This is a genomic window from Psychrosphaera haliotis (assembly GCF_039523615.1).
Classification (GTDB): domain Bacteria; phylum Pseudomonadota; class Gammaproteobacteria; order Enterobacterales; family Alteromonadaceae; genus Psychrosphaera; species Psychrosphaera haliotis.
In genome coordinates this window covers 930640-948260 of sequence record NZ_BAAAFQ010000004.1, presented here as the reverse complement: position 1 = coordinate 948260, position 17621 = coordinate 930640, and the positions used below count along the sequence as shown (strand labels likewise).

The following is a 17621-nucleotide window of genomic DNA, read 5'->3' as shown; positions in this document are numbered from 1 at the left end:
TTCATCTTACTATGCATTCAGATAAACTAAATACATTAGAAAAAAGAACCGCAGTATCGTTAGCATCCGTTTTTGCTATCCGTATGCTTGGGCTCTTTATGCTTATGCCTATTATGGCAATTTATGGACAATCCTTAGAAGGTGTTTCCCCTTTATGGATTGGTTTAGCAATAGGTGCTTACGGATTAACGCAAGCGGCTTTCCAAATCCCAATGGGATGGTTGTCAGACAAATACGGTCGTCGACGAATCATTGTTTTAGGCTTAGTAATATTTGCCATTGGTAGTGTTATAGCGGGTCTTGCAGAAGATATTGTGACGGTCACTATTGGTCGTGCCATTCAAGGCATGGGCGCAATTGCCAGTGCGGTATTAGCATTAGCTGCAGATGTAACGAGAGAAGAGCAGCGTCCAAAAGTGATGGCCGTTATTGGTATGTGTATCGGCTTGAGTTTTTCCGTTGCTTTAGTTTTAGGTCCAATGGTTGCAGAGTCATTTGGATTATCTGGTGTGTTTTATCTCACGGCTGTTTTAGCCATTGTAGGCATTGTTGTTGTGCTTACGTTAGTGCCGAACTCTGTGACAAAAGCAAAGTCAGGTGAGATTACCGCCTCATCATCACAATTATTTACCATGATGTGTAATCGACAATTGCTTAGGTTGGATTTTGGCGTATTAGTACTTCATTTAATGATGACGTCTATGTTTATCGCCATACCAGTGTTATTTTCTAATAGTGGTTTTTTGGTTTCTGATCATTGGGTAGCTTATCTACCTATTTTGCTACTTTCCTTTGTATTTATGGTTCCAATGCTCATTATTGCAGCCAAAAAAGGTCAGGAGAAACAGTTCTTTCTCGTTGCAATTGTCATGCTAATTATGGCGTCTGTTGGTTTGGCAATTCAAACCGATTTTACAACTATAATCGCAATGTTATTCGTGTTCTTTATAGGCTTTAACTTTTTAGAAGCAAGCCTACCAGCTCACGTATCTCGTATATCGCCGGCCGGACAAAAAGGCACGGCCATGGGTGTGTATTCAAGTAGTCAATTTTTAGGTGCTTTTTTTGGTGGCATAACAGGTGGTTATGTTGCAGAAACCTTCGGCTTTAGTTATTTGTTTGCGAGTAACGCAGCCCTTGCGTTATTATGGTTTGTTTTTGCATCAGGTATGGTTTTACCAATTAGCTCCAAGCGTGTTTCTATACCTTTTGAGTTTAGTAATACCGCCAACGCAGAGCGACTTATAGAACAAATTTGCCAATGCGCTGGTGTTGTTGAAGCGACGCTAGTAGAAGATGAAAATAGAATTTATTTGAAAGTTGATAAACAGTCTTACGACCAAGTAAGTGTTGATCAGCTGGTTACCAATTTTAATTAGTTTGCAGGAGAATTATTATGGCTCGTGGGGTCAATAAAGTTATTTTGATAGGAACACTAGGTTCAGATCCAGAAGTCAGATATATGCCAAATGGCAATGCAGTTGCCAATATTAGCCTAGCAACTAATGAATCTTGGAAAGACAAAAACACAGGTCAAATGCAAGAGAAGACTGAATGGCACAGAGTTGTGGTATTTGGAAAACTTGCAGAAGTGGCGGGTGAATATTTACGTAAAGGATCTCAAGTTTATTTTGAAGGTAAATTGCAAACACGTAAATGGCAAGATCAAGCAAGTGGCCAAGACAAATATACAACAGAAGTTGTTGTAGATTTTGGCGGTCAAATGCAAATGCTTGGTGGTCGTAGTGACAATGCCGGCTCAGCACCAAGTGCTGGTGGCTATCAGAAGCCAGCCGCAGCTCCTGGTGGATTTGCACAGCCTAATCAAGGTATGAACCAAGGCATGAATCAAGGTATGGGTCAGCAGCAAGCACCACAGTCGTCTGCACCAGCTAACCAACCTTATCAAGCTCAGCAACAGCAAGGTAACTACGGCGGTCAACAAGGCCAACAGTCGAACCAAGGTATGCAACAGCGCCAAGCGCCTGCAGCTCCTAGTCAAGCACCAGCTCCAAGCATGGATTTTGATGACGACATCCCGTTCTGAGGAATACATAAATAAAAAATGTAGATTTAAAATATTAAGGGCTTGTTTTTACAAGCCCTTTTTTATTTCCTTTGAAAAATCTATTGATAATGTTTGTCCTAGGTACTATACATAAGTAAAGTGTAGATAAAGAGGTGTTCAATGTCACAAATTCGAGATTTGATTTTTGGAAATGGTGAACGATATCCAATCTTAATGGGGGAAGATGGATTACCCAGTTATTGGGTAACATTATACGTTACTGAAAAGCTAAGAACATCACACACTCAATCTGCAATATCCAATTCACTTGGTCATCTGATTCATCTAAAGCTATGGGAAAACATAAATGGTCGGGATCTTATTTCTGAGTTTGAACAAGGTAGCTTGTTGACTGACGAAGATGTTTATTCAATCCGTGATCATTGCACATTAGATACAAGAAGTTTGAAGAAATGGCTAAAAACATCAGAGAAGAATGTAGTTAAATTTGCCTCAGCATCGACAGCTAGCGTTGTACCGATACAAAAGGTGTCTAATGATCATGCTGCAAATCGGATAGCTCAGGTCGCTTCCTACTTAGAATTTTTGGCAAGAACAATTCTTAAAGCAAAGCTAATCGAAGAAGCGGTTTCAAATAATATTAAAGCCATGAAAAAGTTATTGTTAGCGAATAAACCCAAAGGTAGTAGTGGTAAAGGACTTACTGCTGATCCAAACACTAAAGCTCCACCGCCTAAAGCATTTGACCGAATTTTAAGTATCGTAAAAGAAACCTCGCCAGATAACCCATTTAAGGGGGATGAAGTTAAATATCGAAACGCTGTGATATTTGAGGTGATGGACGCAACAGGGATGCGTGCAGGAGAGATACTGGCCTTACAGATCCAAGATATTGATTTTCAAAAAGGAACAGTGTCTGTTGTTCGTAGACATGATGCTATAGAAGATCCCCGTAAAAAGCAGCCTGTGGCGAAAACCAATGAACGTACAATTCCTGTTGATAAAGCCATTACAAACAGGCTGCGTGAATACATCATGGACAGAAGAGCCAAAATACCTACTGCTAGAAAGCATCCATATGTTTTTGTAACGCATAAGCATGGTAAGTATCACGGTAAGCCAATATCGAATAGTACCTTTGTCAATCGGATACTTAAGCCTGCGGTTGCAATCCATCCAGAAATGCTTGAAGAAATTACCCGTCACGGCTTCCGCCACAATTTCAACTATAAGCTTTCAAAGAAGATTGACGCAGTTAATAAAGCCGCCAAGGAAAATCCCAAAATTAAGCCAATTAATGAAAAGAAAGAAATTCAGATCCGTAAAGAGCTGAATGGATGGAGTTCAGATAAAACTGCCGAGACATATAACTTGAGACACATCCGAGAAGAAGCTGATCGAGTGATGCGAGAGGACATGGATCACTGGACTAACCGAGCTAAGAAGGACAAGTAGTATGCAATTAAAGAAAAATAAGGCTCTAGTCAGCCAGTACACAACGAAAAGTGGTTATCCGTTTTATTTTTCGGATATTGAGTGGAGGCTAGATGGTTCAACCGTAATTAATTTCCAGCGTTTGACCGTTATTGAACCAGAAACAGAAGAAGGTTTTAGAAAAGCTTTGTGCCGCTACGCTGAAGAACTCTCGGCTATGCATACTTTTAATATGTTTAATCGCTTCAATGCTTACATGAAGGCTACAAAAGAAGGCAAGCTGTCATTACAAGGGTTAACAAATTATCGAGCGTCATTTGATTCAAATAGCGAGTATAAGCTAGGAGCACTCAAGGGGTTATTATTGGCTTGGCATGAGTGGGGATTCAATGGTGTCAGCAAGGAAATTGCAGATTACTTAGAAGAGTTAACTTTAAAAGGAAATCCAAAAGGTAATGCCGTAAAAGGCGCTTGCCCATATTCAGGCCCTTTAACGCATAACGAACTGGGAGCCTTGATTGACTGGGCATCAAATGCATTTACGAAAGAAATCCTTAATTTAAAAGAATATGTTGGCTTTATGGCGTTAGTCTTAACTGGTCGCAGATATGTTCAAATTCGCTCCTTACGCTCAGTTGATTTAGTTGTTAGAGAAGACTCAAACGGTAATGACTATGTTATCAATTGCCCTAGAGCAAAACAGTGTGGTGTAGGCTTTAGAGAACAATTTACCCCACTACCAATAAATGAAGATTTATATCTTCTACTTCATAATCAGCGTAACCAATCAATTCAATATGTTGAATCTTGCTTGGGACTAAAGTTGTCGGCTTCTCAACGTGAGCAAATCCCCATTTTTATAGAAGAAACAAGAATCAACAAGTTATCAAGTGTCGAGGACTTAGAAACAAGGCTTTCAAATACTCCAGATTATTTACATATGGCTGCCGATTCGGCATCTGAATTATTACGAGGTGTGTCTGTTAAAAACACTGCCTGTTCAGAGCGAACAGGTGATTACATTAACTTTACTGCTTCTCGCTTTAGATATACCAAAGGCACAAATTTAGCTCGAAGAGGAATAAGTGGTGTTGCATTAGCTGCTGCACTAGATCATACAGACACGCAAAACATTGGTGTGTATACCGAAAATACAGAAGAAACTGCCAAGCAAATTGATGAAGTGATGGCACCCTTGCTGGCACCACTTGCTCAAGCCTTCTCAGGGAAACTTATTGCTTCAGAGCGTGATGCTGTTAGAGCAAATGATCCTAATAGTCGAGTTAAAAATGGCAAGTCTGGTAATGTTGGTAACTGCGGGACTTACGCTTTTTGTGCCTCTGGTTATAGAGCTTGCTATACATGTTCAAGTTTTGAACCTTGGATTGAAGGGCCTCATGAAGAAGTTCTCAATGAAATATTGGCTGAACGAGAAAAGCAAAAAGAGATAGGAATCTCAATTAATGTCATCCAGTCCACAGATCGACTTTTATTAGCGGTTCAACAAGTAATTGTTATGTGTAAACAAGAGCAATCTACAAAGGAGTGCGCAAATGGCTGATATTATTCATTTCCAACCAAAGCATGAGATAAGCGCTAAGCAAAATTTAGATAGCTTTATTGAGCATTGTAAAAACCAATTAACACTCTATGATGATCAAGGTGGATGGCAAAGTAACAACTGGCAGCATAAGCAGAAAAACCGTTCAATAGCGATGACTTTTTCTAAGTACAGAGCAAAGTCAAACCCTGCGAATTTTGATTCTTTGGATGAACCGTTTTTGTCTTTTGCAAAAGCTTATATCCGTTATAACCAAAGTATCAAAGCAGTATCCAGTGTAACAAATAAAATGGTCGCATTGCGTATGTTACATGATGCTTTAGTTGAAGTGCATGGTGTTGCAGACGTTTTGAAAACTGATGGCTTAGTGATTGGCGAACTAGAAACAATCACTAAGCAGAGAGTTACTAATAAAGATCGAAGAAATAAGATCGGCTATCAAATAGAGATTTTGCTTGAGTTTATTCGGAACAAACGATTCGCACCTGCTCTTCAATCGTGGACAAACCCGTGGCCTAAAGTGGGAGCTAAAGCTGAGCGAACAGATGAAGAATCACGAAAATGGCAAGACACTCGTTGCCCTAGTATGCACCAGATGCTTGCCTTAGCTGATTGCTTTGCTAAGGCAGAAAACTTGGAAGATAAATATTGGTCAAGTGTCATTACATTATTGATGTTTGCTCCTGGTCGAGCAGGAGAGCTGGTAGAACTAACTGTTGATTGTTTGCATCGTGGTGAAAATGGTGCGCTTGGCGTGAGGTGGTATGCAGAAAAAGGTTTTGGTCACACGATCAAATGGGTTCCAGAAGCACTAGAGCAAACAGTAATAGAAGCACATAGCAGATTAATGGAGATAGGAAAACCTGCAAGAGAAGCAGCAAAGCATGCTTTCGATAATCCCAGTATGTTCATGCGCCATGCTGAGTGTTGTACATCTGATGACTTTGCAGAAAATAAACCATTAAATGCCTATCAATTTGCCCATGCAATGAGTTTCACGCATGACTCTATTACTAGAATGAAAGATAAAACGAGTCAATTCAGTAGTATAACTGCATGGAATATGGTTGGTGGTAAAAACACAAAGTGGGTTCAAAAAATAATAGCTTCAGGTGAGCCTACTTATGAAGAGTTAGCGAGTTTTGTTGCTTCGGAGTATCAAACTCAAAACTGGCCTAATCTACCTTCTATCCAACGTCCTGTTTGGGAATCCTTAGTATTGGTAAGAGATCGTGAGTTTCACAGCGACTTTAAGGTTAGGGCATTTTCATGGCGATTACCAAGCGTAAATGAATTGAATGCCCAACTTGCCTTGCGAGATAAGCTTAAAAATCCACCTAAAACCTTATTCCAGCGCATGGGCTATGTAGATGAAGATGGTACTGATATTCGTCTAACATCACACCAAATACGAGTATGGCTATCAACTAATGCTGAGCGTGGTGGTATGGATGCGTGGCAGCTTGCAAGATGGGCTGGCCGTACTCGAATAAATGGCAATCGCCATTATGATTTACGCACACAAGATGAGCGTGAGCAGCAAGCCAGAAGCATCCTTGAATATAATGAAAGGCCAACAGCATTAGAAGCAATTAAACTGAATTTGCCTGTTAGCTATAAAGATTTAGGTGTAAATCGAATTGGTATAGCAGATGTTACTGAATATGGTATGTGTGTTCATGATTATGCAATGTCACCTTGTACAAAAGGTGGGGAATGCATGACATGTAAAGAGCATGTGTGCATTAAAGGTATGCCTGAAACACTAGAGCGTATAATTCGACTTGAGAAACAGGTTGAATCTCAATTCAACAAGGCAACTGAAGATGAAGTTGACTGTGTTTTTGGCGCAGATAGATGGGTTTCTCATTTAGGTTGGAAACTGGCTCATATTCGCACACAACGTGGGCGGCTCGAATCCGAAGATACACCAGAAGGTGCGATCTTATGGATTCCACCAGAACATGATCCTAGCCCTGTAAGAAGAGCACTTGAACAAAATGATTTAGATATAACCGCAAGTAAACATGATCTTGTTGAAGAATCTGAAGTCGCAATGTTATTGGGGATCGCAAATGCCTAAAAAAATTATTACTGAGAAAACACTTCCGCTAGCACTTCACGAACTTGATAAATGGTCAGGAAAATTAACATGGAATAGTTTTGCTGAGCAGCTTGCAAAGGTGCTTGGAGAAGAAAAGATTAGTAGGCATACACTGCTTTCCTACCCTGCTTTAGTAGAAGCATTCAACGATAGAAAAGGCAGCCTTAAAGATTCAGTAAAAGATGAAGAAAAAGACATAACGCTTGATTTTGCTAAACAGCAAATAGGAACGCTTGAAGCTAAAGTTGAACGTTTAGAAAAGCAAAACGAAAAATTGCTAGAGCAGTTTGTCCGTTGGCAACATAACGCTTATATGATGCCTAATGTTGATATGAAGCTTTTAAACAAACAGCTTGATAAGCCTTTACCTGAGGTTGATAGGAGATGATCAAAGGGAAAAACGGGCAACAGATTGCTCAAGAAAATATTAAGCTAGTACAAGCTTGGGTTGATGAGCGCAACGCAGCTAGGGATTGGCATGAGTACGAATATAGCGGCAAAATAAACCGTAGAGTATTAGCTGAAGAACTTGGCTTCGCTAAGTCAGTGTGTACACAAAACAAGGCTGTAAGATCGCTTATTGAAGAAGCAGATAGTTATTGGTTTCGTAAAATTGATGAGGATAAAAAATCTCATGAATCTGCAAGAGAAAGAGCTGAAAAGCAATCTGGTATGGTGTCAGTGAGCAACAATGCACTGTCACAACGGATTGCAGAATTAGAAGCTGAAAATAGGCAGCTTCAACGTGAACTGACCAAGTTTAAAAAGCAGCAAATGTTAATTCAATCTGGCGCAGCAGGATTCAAATTATGAATGAAGTTGTCCATCTACGCCAAATTATTCAAGTTAAAAAGCAACGAGCAAACTCTTACACAACAGTTGATCTTATCAATACTGATGGTTCCATCAAAAAACGAGATAAAACAACAGTTGTTAAGTTTCCAGAGCACGCCAAAGATACGGCTACAGCAGGTAGCTTATGGGAAGTCTCAGGTAAAGAACGCCTTAATCATTTTACCATAAATGACTTTCCTTTAAGTGAATACACCATTGATGCGGCAAACATTAAATTTTTAAGGCCATCAGGAAGAATTTTATCTCGCTGGATAAGCAATAACATCAAAGGTATCGGCAGTGTTATTGCAAACTGACTTGTTCGACTTAAAAAACTAGCGCACCTTATTGAAACACAGGACACAGAAGCACTGCTAAACATCGCTGGTATGACAGAAAACCGTGTTAAAGACCTATTCGACAGTTGGCCTAGCGAGGCTCTTTTTAACACGATTAACTGGCTTGAAGAACAGAACTTACCACTAGGTTTTGGCGAAAAACTAGTAACAATATTCGGTGAAGAGGCCATAGATAAAGTTAAAGAGCATCCATTTCTGTTAGTGGCAATGGGAGCGTCATTCGAACAGGTATCACAATTGGCGTTAAAGCTAGGTTTTACCTTGGAAGATGAAGTCGTTGTTGCTGGTATAGCTCAATATGCTGCTATTAACCATGCAAACAAAACAGGCTCAACGGTGATCTCAAATGATGAACTTCACAGTGAATATGCCAAGCTCATGAAGTCGAATGCGCCAGAAAATGTTGGTCATATAGCTTGCGAACAAGGGTTGTTAGTACAGATGAGTGAAGGTTATCAAGTCTATGGAAAAGCCTTGATGGAAGCTGCTGTTGCTCAATTCATTGTCGATGCACATCAAAGAGAAGCTGGTGCAGGTTGCTTATTAGCTGGTTGGGAAATTGGCTTGTCAAGGGAATTAGTGCAAGAAGCATTAACTGATTATGAAAGCAAATTAGAGTTTAATCTGACTGATGATCAGCGAGACGCTATTATTGGTGCAGTGCTATCTCCTGTGTGCGGTATATCAGGTGGTGCAGGTACTGGTAAAACAACCATACTTAAAGCCGTTTTAGGAGTTTATGAACGAGTTGCAGAGGGATTGCAATGTTACCAAGTGGCATTAGCAGGCCGTGCAGCGCAACGTATGGCGGAAAGCACCGAAAGACCAGCCAAGACCATTGCAAAGTTTATTAGTGAGCACCTAGGTGATAATAAGCCCAAGTTACCTGAACAAATATTAGTAGTCATTGATGAATCATCAATGGTTGATCTCTTGTCGATGTATAGACTCATCGGTTTACTTCCTGATGCATCAAGAGTGATATTTGTAGGCGATACAGCTCAGTTACCGCCAGTAGGTAATGGATTAGTATTCCACACTTTGACAGATACCCAAATACCACTTTTTAACTTAACGCAGGTTAAGCGGCAGAGCGAAGAAAGTGACATACACAGGTTTTCAACCGCTGTTCGAAACAGATTGCTTCAGTTCCCGCAGAATACTAAAAACACCTTGAAAGAAAGTAGTGATTGCTCGATTGAAACAAGCCCAACCATCAGCAGGCTAATAGCACTCTGGCGTGAATCAGGAGGTATTAAACAAAGCATAGTCTTATCACCAGTAAGGAAAGGCCAATTTGGAGTTGATAACCTAAATACAGAGCTACAAGCAGCAGTTGGCAAAGAAAGACAAGCAATATATTTCCAAGACTCATCAAGAAGATGGATTGCTTGGATTACATCAACAGGTTCACGTTTATTGAAAGGTGATCCTGTATTAGTCATCGTAAATAACTACGATGACGATGCAGATCTTAGAAATGGTGACTTAGGGTTTATTGTTGAAGTGTTTGACCAACCTGATGAAGATGGTGTTGTTGCCGTTATTGAAGTAAACAATATTTTGATTAATGTCACTGCTGAGCTATTGGAAAAGTTGCACCTTGGGTATGCAATTACGATCCATAAATCACAAGGTTCTCAATGGCCTAACTGTTTTGTTATGTTGCCTAACGAGGCTGAGCAAATGATTGATCAGACTTTGCTTTATACTGCATCTACTCGCCCTAGTGAAAGGCTAGTATTAATGGGCAATGAAAGGATTATTGAAAAAGCAATTATTGTTGGTTCTAAGGCATTAAGTAGAATGACCTATCTTAATGAAAGAATTTGTTCAGCCCGTGCATTAAAGTAATCTTCATTGGCAAAGGTTGCTTACTGCAACTGAACTGTAAAACTCACTATTCGCTATGTGAAATCAATGACATATTATTGCTAGTTATATATACTGATTTATATGAAAAATGTGCCTAAAAATTATAAAAGGGAACTGGTATGAAAAAAATTTTGTCATTAATAGCTATAGGAATTAGCGCTCTATTGTCAGGCTGTGCAAGCAACCAGTATGCTGTAACTTATAATTCAGATCCAGAGGGTGCTCAGTTGTATTGTGGTGGTGTGGCTAAAGGATATACACCTGTTAAATTTTACTTTACGTTAGATGAAGAAACCAAAAAGCGTGGATACCTTAATACTGTGCCTTGTAGCGTTAAGTGGGTCAGTGGAGCTACTGCTCAAGCGAATAGGCAATTCAGTTTAACGCAGTTTCCTAATGGAGTTATTAATACTGTACCTAGACCCAACGTTGGTGGGTATTCTCAAGACGCTGAGTTTGCGTTGAAAGTTAAAAATATGAAGGCAAATCAACAATCAGCCGCTGCTGCTCAACAAAGTTCTAACAATAGCTCGTATCAGAATAATAATACTGTTCAATGTCAGAAAATGGGTGAGTTTATAAATGTAGAGATAAAAACGTTCCAAGGCATGGTTTGTCCTTTGGGCTGGTTAAAGAAGTATTAATTTTTGATGAGTAAATTGTGGAATTAGAACCTAAGCTACAAGCTTTAATTGAGCATAAGGGACAAGTTGAGTGCGGTGATACAGCATTACTGTATTCATCTACATATATTCGACAGTTGACCGATCATATAAGTGGCACTTGTAATCTCGCTAATCATGAAATCGAAGCAAAAGTAGACTACTTAGCTGGCTGTCTAACAATTACGCTTGATCACCCATTAGAGGAGCTTGAGTTTTTAAGAGTTCGAATTTGTGAAGGTCAAAAGTTTGGTAACGTTGACGATTTGTCGTATATCAAGCGAACTACAGATACTTTTCCTAAAGCTGGTAGGTTAAACCAAATAGGGCAAGCATTGTTCTATGCTTCTGTAGCTGTTAAACAAGATGACACCGCATTACGTGTTGTATTGTCTGAAGCAGGGGCAAAAGAGCTAGATCGTCTCAACGTACTTCGCTCCCATCAAGTAACTGGAAGCGACTTAAATTTACAGGTTATTGGAATATGGGATCAAATTAGGCGTAATGAAAAGCCATATTATTTGAAGGAAGATACTTTTGATTATTACAAAATGTCGAGAGAATATATGGTTCAAAAGTTTGACCCTAAATTGCTTTTAGCCTATGAGTTAACAGATCGTTTCTTTGCAGATATTTTATCTCGTGAAGGTCGTGAGCGCTTGTATCAAGTGACATCAGCTCTTAGTCATGTATTTTTGAGTGGCAATAGTGATGGTGTTCTATATTCATCTGTAAAAGCGAAAGGAGAGCCTGTGGTAGCTTTAACTCCCCAAGCCGTTGATGATAAATTAGATCACCTGTTTGCTACTGATGTTGCTATTGAGAAGTCTTTTGGCTATGAATTCTTTCAGTTTAAAACATTGGCTAAAACAGCTAGTATCGGTAGACAATCAGGTAAACTAGAATGGTAAATAAACGTGACTTTTAGTTTGTTTAGTTGGGTGAAAATGTTGAGTAAAGGTAGTTTAAAGCCCTTTAAATGCTTTTAATTAACAAAATCTAGTGATTGCGTATAAAAAAATCAGTAACTTGGTTGTCAATGCTTTAATTATAAAGGCTTTTTTGTTTACTCACTCACTCTTGTTTTATGTGTTTATTACCGTTCTAACTTTCCAACTTTTAAGTTGTAAAGGTAAAATTATTCAAGACCCTGTTTATACAGGTTTTTTTATTGCCTTTTGGAAAACTTAACAAAACTGTAACATTAGTGGTAAATGTAGCCTGATTGTCATGTGGTAGGGAAATTTTTTTAAACTTAGACAAGTGGTTAGCGATAACTTCTATTAACTAGGGGTATATTAGTCTATGTGGTCTGTCCACTTAAATAGGAACTAGGGTTGATCATAGTTACATCTCGCAGTACATTGAGTTAACTGAAGAATAATAAGTATATGGAAATGCAACTAACCAAAGTGCTCTATCGCGGTTTGCTAAGCTCTGCTGGTTACATTATTTTAGCTCTACTTGTAATAGTAAATATAACGTTTTACAAATTTCTTGAGAGTGATTACCAGTCGGCAACTAAAGCCCACAACAAAGCATTCAGCGTCATTACTGCGCACGCTGATGAAAGTCAGGTCAAAGCTTATGTAAGCAAGCTTTCTACAGAAACTCGCCTCGTAAAAAATTGGAATATAATCGATAAATCCAACAAGATCGGAAGTGAAGAAGCGATTTTCCTTGCCAAATCCCCATCTGTATACCTCTTTGAATCCGAACAGCAGTACCTTTTAGTAACACATGCTACTTTCTTAGCGTTAAATATGAAGTCACTAATAATATTTAACTTTTTATTTGCAGTAACTTGTTTACTGAGTATTACCTTAACTCAACGACGTCTATTCAAGTATTGGCGTGTGCTTATTCAGTTGGAAACATGGGCAAGTCGCCAAGCTAAAGATGATAACTTTAAGTTCTTTATTACTACTGAGGATTTCCACTTAGTAAATACAGTTAGAAGGCTTAATCAACAGCGTATTCAAGCCAAAAAAGGCGGTCAGGAAATTGACCATATGATTCGAAGTCAAACGTTTTTAGATAAATTGACCGGTCTGGGTAATAGGCGATATTTTGATAATAGATTAGAGGCTCTGTTACAAGAAGAGGGCGATGTAAACGGTGCAGTCTTTTTTATTCACTTTGCTCCTTTAGACAAGTTAAGAACATTGCAGGGAAAAAGAGCAACCAGTCATTACGTAAAAAATTACGCAAGTTTATTAACGCCTTATTTAGATGATATCCAGCAATCAATTGTTGCTAGGCTTAGTTATAGTGAATTTGCCATTTTAATACCTTACGGAGACCAAACACTAGTCGAGAAAATTGCATCAGAATTGGTAGACAAAAGCGAGCGGTTTGCCTTACCCAATAACCTTGATCAAGGACGTGCTTGTTACATTGGGGTTAAGATGTTTAACCAAACTGAAACGCCTTTTCATATTCTGGCTGAAGCCGACCTGGCGTTGCGCGCTGCACAGTTGCAGGGTCCTTCAAGTTGGTTTATGTATGAATCAAATAACTTACCAATATCTGAGGTAAAGGGATCTGTTCGCTGGCGAATAGCGTTAAATAAAGCGTTAGAACAAAATAATTTTCTATTGGATTTAAAACCAGTATTAGACTTTAACGGTAACGTTATGCAGTACGAAGCTAACGTGAAGATGATAGATGAAGAAGAGAAGCTAATAAGCTCCAATATATTTATGCCAATGGCACGAAAATCCGGGGTGATAAAAGAAATAGACAAAGTAGCTCTGAGCCTAGTTACAGAGGAACTAAAACACCAAGACTCTTCAAAAATTTCAGTAAAAATTCATATAGACAGCTTATTAGATCGCGACTTTGACCTTTGGTTAGTAAAGTTTTTAAAAAAACATGTGAAAAACATGCCTCGGGTTATTTTAGAAATCTCTGAATTTGATTTAACACATAATGTCAAAAAGGTAAGACAGCTGTTAAAAATAGTTAAACGTTACAAAGGAAATGTGATGGTAAGTCAAGTCGGCTTGTATGTTGTAGACTTAGGGTACTTAAATCATATAGAAGTTGATAGTTTAAAGCTCCATCACAGCATCACGGGCTTAGTTTTAAATAACTCGGACAATCAACTATTTATTAGAAGCCTTGTAGGTGTTGCCAATGCCCAAAAGCAGCAAGTTATTGCGACAGGTCTTGACTCTGAAATGCAAATAGAACGACTAAAAAAGTTAGGCGTTGATGCTTACCAAAGAAATTAATAGCGGTTCCCACTGTTTGTTATCTAATAAGTTGCGTTGTATGAAGCCCTCAAGTCCTTGTAAGCCACCAGTGTGGATAGCTAAAACAACGTCGTCATCTGTCAAGCCTAGTAAGTGCCTTTGATTACAAAGTGCGTAAAACATTTTTCCAGAATATATGGGTTCGATGGGTATACCTGTTTGCTTGAAAAAATCTAAACAAAAATCGATTAGGTCATCATTAAATTTTGCATAACCACCAAATAATGCACCTGTATGTATTATCGACGTTTTATTGATTCGACTCGATATGCTATTAAGTATGGGAGTGTCGTTTACGGCTGCAACTCCAATCAGGGGCATGTTAGGCATAGCAGATATTAAGCCATTTATCGTTCCACCAGATCCAATGGGGGTGGCGATATAGCGATAACCTTCCTGTAGTAAACATTCGTTTGCCAATTCTTTTATACCAGGCTCACTTAAATCGTTAGAGCCGCCCTCAGGTACAAAAAAGTAGTTTGGGTATTGCTGCTGTAATTGGATAATAAATTCAGGGTCTTGTCGATCTTTGTACTCTAGTCGGCTTAACGGAACTAGTTTCATACCGTTGTCTTTAGCTTTTGCCAGTGTTGGGTTCATGGGATCAATTTTGTGGGTGCGAATAAACCCAATCGTTTTTAACCCAGCTCTTTTACCTGCGCTTGCTGTAGCGGCAATATGATTTGAATAAGCGCCGCCAAATGTTGCAATACCTTCTTTTTTGTTGCTAAGTGCAAATTCAATATTAAACTTTAACTTACGCCATTTATTGCCTGATATGAGAGGATCGATTAGATCGTCCCGTTTAACCATTAATTTAACTTTAGGTCCATGTTCAACCTGATATTCAATCAGATCTATTTTTGAGCGTGTGTAATTGTTAAAAAAAGCAACATTCATAAGGTTTTGCAGTTGAATTGTCTATGGGTATCAGGATACATTAGTCGATCATAAAGAAGTATTAAAAAAATAATAATGAGTTCAACTTTGCTGACTTCGATTTTAGATACATTCAAAAAGAATAAAGAGCACTTTAGTGTGGGGATTTCTATTCTTCCCGATAAAGTCCAGCTTGTAAAACTTCAAGAAAAACAAAACCAAGTGATCTGCACTGGTTTTGATGTCATCACCACTGCAAACGATGAGCAAGTGGTTGCGGCTTTAGAAGCTATGATAAATAAACATAACTTAACTAGCGCAAGCACAACTATTGTTTTACCGGCTAATAAAGTTGAAAGCACACAGTTAGATACTTCTGAAGTGCCAGATAGAGAAGTTACTGCAACCTTGCCCTGGAAAGTTAAAGACTTAATCAATATTCCGCCGCAAGATATGATTTGTGACTATATTGATATGCCTCTACAGCCAACGGGCCAGCAAGCTAAAACGCAGATTATTGCCGTCACCAGATCCTATATAGAAAAAGTTATCCAACCTTTTCATGACGCAAAAGCTAAAATTTCAGCGCTAACCACTGAACAATTTGCCATTGCCAAATTGCAAACTTCTGAAGATGCCGCGCAGTTAATTTTTATTCAGCATAAAAAATCGGATGCCATTTTACTTATCGTTAAAAATCAGCAAATTGCTTTTGCTAGGAAAATCCGAAATACAGCTGCGATTATCGACATGACCCCAGAACAGTTGCAAATGGGTGGCAGTGATCAAGTTGCAATAGAGATACAACGCTCTATCGATTATTTTGAAAGCCAGTTAAAACAACCACCGATAAAAAATGCCTACTTGGCAATGGAAGGCAACAACTCTGAGTTGCTTATAGATGCATTAAATCAGGTCTTGCCAGTGAAAACTAAGGTAATTCCGTTAGATAATCTTGATTCGCCAAATGGGCTAGACTCTAGTTTTATTTCAGCGGTAGGCGCTGCGTTATATTTGCAGCCAGTGAGTATAAAAAAGGAGCCAGTTAGTGAAAACTAATATTAATTTTTATACCGATGATTTAAAGCCAAAGGTTTATTATTTAACTCTTACCAATGCCGCCATCGTAGCCGGAGTCCTGCTTTTATTAATGTTGTTATGGTTTGCTCAAGTTAGTTATAAAATTAACCATATCAGTGAAAACAAAAAGCGTAATCAAACTGAATTAGCATCAGCCAATGAAGAGTTACAAAATTACCAGCAGGCGCTCGTTAAGCATAATAATAACGACAAGTTTATGGAAGTGAAGAGTCAGTTAGAGCGTGAAGTCGCTGCAAAAAGTGCGTTGCTTTCACTTGTTACTGCTCATACTGCAAAAGAGTCCATCGACTACTCTGTGGTTATGCAAGAACTGACAGAGCACCATGATCATAATATTTGGTTAACAGACTTCCGCTTTAATAAAAATAATGTTGATTTTCATGGGTACTCATTAGAGTCTAGATCCGTAACTCGTTGGATGTCTTATTTACAAGCTACAAAGAGCTTTACTGGCAGGGAGTTTAGTTTATTAAATATTTCTGCGATAAATGATGAGGTTCTAGAGTTTAGAGCGGCTACTAAGTCGAATGCAGTAACTCAGGAGGTTGGTTTATGAGTCAATGGAGCACATGGAATGAGAAGTTCATTGCATTAACGCAGCGAGAAAAAGTTATTGTCGCAGCAGCGATAGTCTTCTTAGTAACCTATGGTTTCTTCTTCTTAGCAATTAAACCAGCGTTATTAGAACAATCTAAGTTGACTAAGTCGCAAGCAAAAATTGAAAAGCAAGTTAGCATGGTGCGTGACCAAATCAGCGATATTCAAGTTGCTTTGCGCAAAGACCCTAATGAATTGCTCAAGCAAGAAATTAATCAAGTTAAGTCTCAGTTAAAGGAAGTTGAATCTAAACTTACCAGTGTAATGGCAGAATATGTCGCGCCAGAGCAAATGGTTAGAGAGTTAACACGATTACTAGAAACTGAACGCCAAATTCGAGTAACGGGACTTTCAGCTCAACCACCTGAACTCATTAAGGGAGAGATTCCTGAAGGTGAAGAAGTGGAGTTGCCAGAGTTATACAGCCATGAGTTTGAATTGATTGTTGATGGTGAGTACTTCCCATTGATGAATTTTGTAAAAACGATTGTGGCTAGAAACAAACAGTTTTCAGTTGAAGATTTAAAATATGAAGTGAGCGAGCATCCTAAAGCTCAATTAACATTAACGTTAGTGACAATAGGAGACAGCAAAAATGTTATTAGACTTTAAGCCATCATCTCTAATTGTTGGACTGTGTTTTATTCTCGCTTCAATGCCAATATTGGCCGATAAAATTCATGATCCAACGTTACCAAAGATCAATTTAAACCTACCAGACAACGGTGCTATGCCAGCCACTTCAAACGAAAACCTTTCGTTGCAGGGAATAGTAAACAAAAAAGGCACCAAAATGGCGATTATGTCCGGTCAGCTTCACCAATTAGGTGATGTTGTAAACGGATTTAAAATTAGCCAAATAAATAATAATAATATTGTTCTGCTGAAGTCAGGCTCTCAAAAAAGACTATATGTATATGAAAAGTAAA

At 38.7% G+C, this 17621-nt stretch carries 17 protein-coding genes; 16 read left to right on the top strand and 1 reads right to left on the bottom strand.

Annotation, left to right across the window (positions count from 1 at the left end; all coding sequences use genetic code 11):
• The first annotated feature begins 11 nt into the window (after positions 1-11).
• The 12 genes from ABD009_RS06855 (at position 12) to ABD009_RS06800 (ending at position 14094) form a co-directional block, all read left to right on the top strand.
• A complete protein-coding gene (locus ABD009_RS06855; protein ID WP_343823855.1) occupies positions 12-1379 on the top strand; it encodes an MFS transporter in 1368 nt (455 codons plus the stop codon).
• A gap of 17 nt (positions 1380-1396) precedes the next feature.
• Entirely contained in the window at positions 1397-2047 is a 651-nt protein-coding gene (gene ssb, locus ABD009_RS06850) for a single-stranded DNA-binding protein (RefSeq protein WP_343823853.1), read from the top strand.
• 141 nt (positions 2048-2188) lie between these two features.
• Positions 2189-3484 (top strand): site-specific integrase, encoded by a 1296-nt coding sequence (locus ABD009_RS06845; protein ID WP_343823851.1) that lies wholly within the window; start codon positions 2189-2191, stop codon positions 3482-3484.
• A 1-nt stretch (position 3485) separates the two neighbouring features.
• Entirely contained in the window at positions 3486-5024 is a 1539-nt protein-coding gene (locus tag ABD009_RS06840; RefSeq protein WP_343823849.1) for a site-specific integrase, read from the top strand.
• The gene (locus ABD009_RS06835) at positions 5017-7107 is read left to right on the top strand and encodes a hypothetical protein (protein ID WP_343823847.1); all 2091 of its coding nucleotides are present in this window, start codon (positions 5017-5019) and stop codon (positions 7105-7107) included. Before ABD009_RS06840 ends, ABD009_RS06835 begins: the two co-directional genes overlap by 8 nt.
• Positions 7100-7516: a hypothetical protein gene (locus ABD009_RS06830; protein ID WP_343823845.1), complete on the top strand. Its 417-nt coding sequence runs from the start codon at positions 7100-7102 to the stop codon at positions 7514-7516. Before ABD009_RS06835 ends, ABD009_RS06830 begins: the two co-directional genes overlap by 8 nt.
• Positions 7513-7941: a hypothetical protein gene (locus ABD009_RS06825; protein WP_343823843.1), complete on the top strand. Its 429-nt coding sequence runs from the start codon at positions 7513-7515 to the stop codon at positions 7939-7941. The genes ABD009_RS06830 and ABD009_RS06825 overlap by 4 nt, the downstream gene beginning before the upstream one ends.
• Positions 7938-8279 carry a hypothetical protein gene (locus ABD009_RS06820; protein WP_343823841.1) on the top strand — a complete coding sequence of 114 codons (342 nt, stop codon included), beginning with the start codon at positions 7938-7940 and terminating at the stop codon, positions 8277-8279. Before ABD009_RS06825 ends, ABD009_RS06820 begins: the two co-directional genes overlap by 4 nt.
• 72 nt (positions 8280-8351) lie before the next feature.
• Positions 8352-10175, top strand: a complete 1824-nt coding sequence (locus ABD009_RS06815) for an AAA family ATPase (RefSeq protein ID WP_343823839.1) — start codon at positions 8352-8354, stop codon at positions 10173-10175.
• A 140-nt stretch (positions 10176-10315) separates the two neighbouring features.
• Positions 10316-10840 carry a hypothetical protein gene (locus ABD009_RS06810; RefSeq protein ID WP_343823837.1) on the top strand — a complete coding sequence of 175 codons (525 nt, stop codon included), beginning with the start codon at positions 10316-10318 and terminating at the stop codon, positions 10838-10840.
• Between the two features lie 17 nt (positions 10841-10857).
• Entirely contained in the window at positions 10858-11769 is a 912-nt protein-coding gene (locus tag ABD009_RS06805; protein WP_343823835.1) for a hypothetical protein, read from the top strand.
• Between the two features lie 486 nt (positions 11770-12255).
• Positions 12256-14094 (top strand): EAL domain-containing protein, encoded by a 1839-nt coding sequence (locus tag ABD009_RS06800; RefSeq protein WP_343823833.1) that lies wholly within the window; start codon positions 12256-12258, stop codon positions 14092-14094.
• Here the strand turns inward: ABD009_RS06800 and ABD009_RS06795 are convergent.
• Positions 14065-15015 (bottom strand): 1-aminocyclopropane-1-carboxylate deaminase/D-cysteine desulfhydrase, encoded by a 951-nt coding sequence (locus ABD009_RS06795; RefSeq protein WP_343823831.1) that lies wholly within the window; start codon positions 15013-15015, stop codon positions 14065-14067. The two genes, ABD009_RS06800 and ABD009_RS06795, sit on opposite strands and share 30 nt — an antisense overlap.
• 75 nt (positions 15016-15090) lie before the next feature.
• Between ABD009_RS06795 and ABD009_RS06790 the strand changes: the two genes are divergently transcribed.
• From ABD009_RS06790 to ABD009_RS06775, 4 genes are read left to right on the top strand one after another with little or no spacing between them, the layout of a single operon-like run.
• Positions 15091-16053, top strand: a complete 963-nt coding sequence (locus ABD009_RS06790; RefSeq protein WP_343823828.1) for a hypothetical protein — start codon at positions 15091-15093, stop codon at positions 16051-16053.
• Positions 16043-16651 carry a PilN domain-containing protein gene (locus tag ABD009_RS06785; protein ID WP_343823826.1) on the top strand — a complete coding sequence of 203 codons (609 nt, stop codon included), beginning with the start codon at positions 16043-16045 and terminating at the stop codon, positions 16649-16651. Before ABD009_RS06790 ends, ABD009_RS06785 begins: the two co-directional genes overlap by 11 nt.
• Positions 16648-17304, top strand: coding sequence for a type II secretion system protein GspM (gene gspM / locus ABD009_RS06780; protein ID WP_343823824.1), 657 nt, complete (start codon positions 16648-16650; stop codon positions 17302-17304). The genes ABD009_RS06785 and gspM overlap by 4 nt, the downstream gene beginning before the upstream one ends.
• The gene (locus ABD009_RS06775) at positions 17288-17620 is read left to right on the top strand and encodes a hypothetical protein (RefSeq protein ID WP_155696016.1); all 333 of its coding nucleotides are present in this window, start codon (positions 17288-17290) and stop codon (positions 17618-17620) included. The genes gspM and ABD009_RS06775 overlap by 17 nt, the downstream gene beginning before the upstream one ends.
• Position 17621: the final 1 nt, after the last annotated feature.